This is a genomic window from Mesorhizobium sp. M7A.F.Ca.CA.003.01.2.1 (genome assembly GCF_003998945.1).
Lineage (GTDB): Bacteria > Pseudomonadota > Alphaproteobacteria > Rhizobiales > Rhizobiaceae > Mesorhizobium > Mesorhizobium ciceri.
In genome coordinates, this window is sequence record NZ_RZRA01000517.1 from 1 (window position 1) to 3,994 (window position 3,994).

3 protein-coding genes are annotated in these 3,994 nt (G+C 64.7%); 1 reads left to right on the plus strand and 2 read right to left on the minus strand.

Going from position 1 to position 3,994, the window contains the following annotated elements; translation table 11 throughout:
- On the minus strand, positions 1-1,135 hold a 1,135-nt coding region (locus tag EN969_RS20125; protein ID WP_164758365.1), incomplete at its 3' end, for a sigma-54 dependent transcriptional regulator.
- Positions 1,132-3,090, minus strand: a complete 1,959-nt coding sequence (locus EN969_RS20130; RefSeq protein WP_063167595.1) for a sensor histidine kinase — start codon at positions 3,088-3,090, stop codon at positions 1,132-1,134. The genes EN969_RS20130 and EN969_RS20125, both read right to left, overlap by 4 nt.
- A 169-nt stretch (positions 3,091-3,259) precedes the next feature.
- Between EN969_RS20130 and EN969_RS20135 the strand changes: the two genes are divergently transcribed.
- A partial coding sequence (locus EN969_RS20135) for a cation:dicarboxylase symporter family transporter (protein ID WP_127419333.1) occupies positions 3,260-3,994 on the plus strand: 735 nt, incomplete at its 3' end.

A 3,994-nucleotide genomic window follows, 5' to 3' on the forward strand; every position in this document is an offset into this window, starting at 1 on the left:
GGCCGAGACCGAGCGCGACGCGATCGGCGAAATGGGCGAGCTCGCGCACATTGCCCGGCCAGTCATGCGACTGGAGATGATCGCTGACGGCTGCATTCACTTTGGCGACAGGCCGGCCAAACCGTTCGGCCGCCTTGCCGAGGAAATGCCCGAACAGCATCGGGATATCGCCGCGGCGTTCACGTAGCGGCGGAATGCGCAGCGTCACCACGTTGAGGCGAAAATACAGATCCTCGCGAAAATCGCCGCGCTGGTCCGGCCGCCCGAGATCGACCTTGGTCGCTGCGACGACCCTGAGATCGATGCGCCGTATCTCGTTCGAGCCAAGCGGCGTGAGGCTGCGCGTTTCGAGCACGCGCAGCAGCTTGACCTGGAGCGCAGGCGGCATGGATTCGATCTCGTCGAGAAACAGCGTGCCGCCGCTCGAATGCTCGATGCTGCCAATCCGCCGCCGCTGCGCGCCGGTGAACGCGCCAGCCTCGTGGCCGAACAACTCGCTCTCTATGACCGTCTCCGGCAGAGCGCCGCAATTCAGCGCGACGAAGGGTTTTGCGCGCCGCCGCCCCCATCGGTGCAGGAGGTCCGCCACCACTTCCTTGCCGGTTCCCGTTTCTCCCTCGACCAGCACATCGACATCCATGTCGGCGATCTGGCGCAAGGTCTCGCGCAACCGCTTGATGGCAGGCGCCTCGCCGATCAGCGGCAGGCCGTCGGCGGCCAATGCCGCGGCTTCGCGCAGCCGCCGGTTTTCCATCACCAGCCGCCGCTTCTCACTCGCCCGTTTCAGCGCCTCGACAAGGCGTTCTCCGGCATAGGGTTTCGGAATGAAATCGTAAACGCCGTCCTTGAGCGCGGCCACAGCGAGATCGACGTCGCCATGCCCGGTAACCAGGATCACCGGTATATCCGCGTCGATCGCTTTGATGCGATCGAACAGCTGCAGACCATTCATGCCTGGCATGCGGATATCGCTGACGACGACGCCCTCGAAATTCCTGTCGACGACGGCAAGTGCTGCCTCGGCGGCGTCGAGTGCGACCACCGTGAAGCCGGCAAGCTCGAGCAATTGCGTGGTGGCGTGAAGGAGGTCCGCATCGTCGTCGACGAGCGCGACCAGCCCTGATCCGTCTGTCATTCAATTCGCCTCAAATCGATGGTGAAGGATGCGCCGCTGCCATTGCCGGGATCGAGCCGCAGCGTGCCGCCCAATTCCTGGGCGATCTCCTGCGAGATCACCAGCCCCAGGCCAAGCCCCTTCTCCTTGGTGGTCTGGAACGGCATGAACAGATTGCCGGCCGCCTCCGGACCAAGGCCGGGTCCATTGTCGCGCACCGAAATCAGCACTCGATCACCGCGCTCGGCGAGTTCGATCTCGATGCGCGGATCGGGCTGGTCCTTCATCGCGTCCAATGCATTTTGCAAAAGATTGACCAGGATCTGCTCCAGCCGGATGCGGCTCGCCATGACCACCGGCGAGGCATTGCCGCGCGGCCTGACGATGGTGACGCCGGAATCGCGTATGCGGCCTGACAGCAGCGACAGCGCGCCGTCGATCGCCTCGCGCACCGGCAGCGGCGAAGCGGCGACGCCCGGCCGGCGGGCGAAAGTGCGCAAGGTGCCGGTGATCGCGCCGATGCGTTCGGTCATCGAAACGATCGATGTCAGATTGCCGCTGGCCGATCCGGTCTTGCCGCTGTCCAGAAAACGACCTGCATTCTCCGCATAGGTGCGGATGGCGGCGACCGGCTGGTTGATCTCATGCGCCACGCCGGCGGCGATCTGGCCGAGGATGGAAAGCCGGTTGGCCTGGGCGAGATCGTCGCGCAGTCGGCGGACCTTGGCTTCGGCATTCTCGCGCTCGGCGATTTCGCCGGCAAGTGCGGTGTTGGAGCGCGTCAGCTCGGCCGTTCGCGTGCTGACCCGGCTTTCGAGCTCGGCATTCATGCGCGCCAGCGCTTCCTGCCGCAGCCTGCGCGTTCGCCGGCGCCGGGTCAGCACGTAGGCAATCAAGCCTAGAAGCAGCAAGCCCAGGAGCGTGGTCAGGCGCGCCGTATTGGCGGCCGAGGAGAGAGCAGCGTCGGCGGGCGTCAGCAGCCACAGACGCCAGCCTGGGACTGCACCGGGCAAATCCTGCACCACCTCGACGAACTGGCGTGGTTTTCCGGCGTTGTCGATCGTCGCCAGGCCATCGCCGGCGCCGCGTCTGAACGGCAGCGGCTCGAAGGCAGCATCGGCCAATTGCAGTTGCTCATGGGCGGCGGCCACGTCCTCGGCCGACAGTGGTGCCAGCGCACGAAACCGCCAGTCGGGCTGGCTGGTGGCCAGCACGACGCCTCGTTCATCGGTGACAAAGACAAGGAAACCGCTGGAACGCCAATTTGCCTCGACGCCGTCGAGCTCGACCTTCAACACCGCAACGCCAAGCGGCTTGCCGTTATCGTCGACGCGGCTCGAAAGGTAGAGTCCCGGCCGTCCGCTGATCGTGCCGAGGCCATATTGGCTGGCAGCACCTTTCGCCATCGCCTCCTGAAAATAGTGCCGGAAATTATAGTCGATGCCGACAAAGCTGGTCGGTTCGCCGGCATTGCTGGCTGATATGGCGATGCCTGCCGTATCGATGACATAGATGGCGGAGGCCGAGGCATCGCCGGCAATCGCCTTGAGCTTGTCGTTGAGGGCCGCTTCTTGCATCTTCCCGGCCCGGCGCAGCGCGCCCCGCACAGCATCGTCGCGGGCCAGCACCAAGGGAACCAGGCGCTGCTTTTCGATTTCGCCGGTCAGCGTTCCCGCCGCCAGCGGCAGAGCGGCAAGTGCTGTGTCGCGCAGATTGTCGGCCGCCTGGCCGGAGGCGATGCGCCCGGCGATGGCGATCGCGCCAGCCAGGACGGCAAGGGCTGCGACCACGGCAAGCCAGCGGCCGTCGCGCAGCCGGGCCACCGCCTCGCGCAGCAACTCACGGCCGGCAAACCCTTGGGATTCGCTATCGGTGCCTGCCTGCGGCGTCTGCCCTCTCCCTTTTCTTCGCGGCTTTCCGGTCAGTGTAATGCGAAAATCCGCCCAGGCAAACGCCACTTGTGCGGAAATCCGCACAAGTATTGTCCGCGCGACCTCTGACAAAGGCGGAAATCCGCGATTCCGGCCTTTCCCCGATCTGGCACGACGCTTGCAAAACTGTTTTCAGCGGCGTGCGACCGGAGCGCCGCGATGGGAGAAGTCACGCAGGCGATCCGTTTTCGCCCATCCGGCCAGGGAGAGTTCGATGCACATCGCAGACCAATCAGGCGCGCTTGCCGCGCAGCGCAAACCTTTCTATGCCCAACTCTACGTGCAGGTGCTCGTCGCGATCACCGTCGGCATCCTGCTCGGCCATTTCTATCCGTCGGTCGGCGAGAGCATGAAGCCGCTCGGCGACGCCTTCATCAAGCTGGTCAAGATGATCATCGCCCCGGTCATCTTCCTGACCGTGACAACGGGCATTGCCGGCATGAGCGACCTGCAGAAGGTCGGGCGTGTTGCCGGCAAGGCGATGCTCTATTTCCTCACCTTTTCGACGTTGGCGCTGATCATCGGCCTTGTCGTCGCCAATGTCGTGCAGCCGGGCGCCGGCTTCAACATCGACCCGGCGACGCTCGACGCCTCGACCGTCAACACCTACGCCGCCAAGGCGCACGATCAGTCGGTCACCGGGTTCCTGATGAACATCATCCCGTCGACCATCGTCGGCGCCTTCGCCGACGGCGACATCCTGCAGGTGCTGTTCTTCTCGGTGCTGTTCGGCATCGCGCTGGCGCTGGTCGGCGACAAGGGCATGCCCGTGCTCAACTTCCTGCAGGCACTGACGACGCCGATCTTCAAGCTGGTCAGCGTGCTGATGAAGGCCGCCCCCATCGGTGCCTTCGGCGCCATGGCCTTCACCATCGGCAAATACGGCATCGGCGCGGTCATCAATCTCGCCATGCTGGTCGGCACCTTTTACGTGACGTCGTTCCTGTTC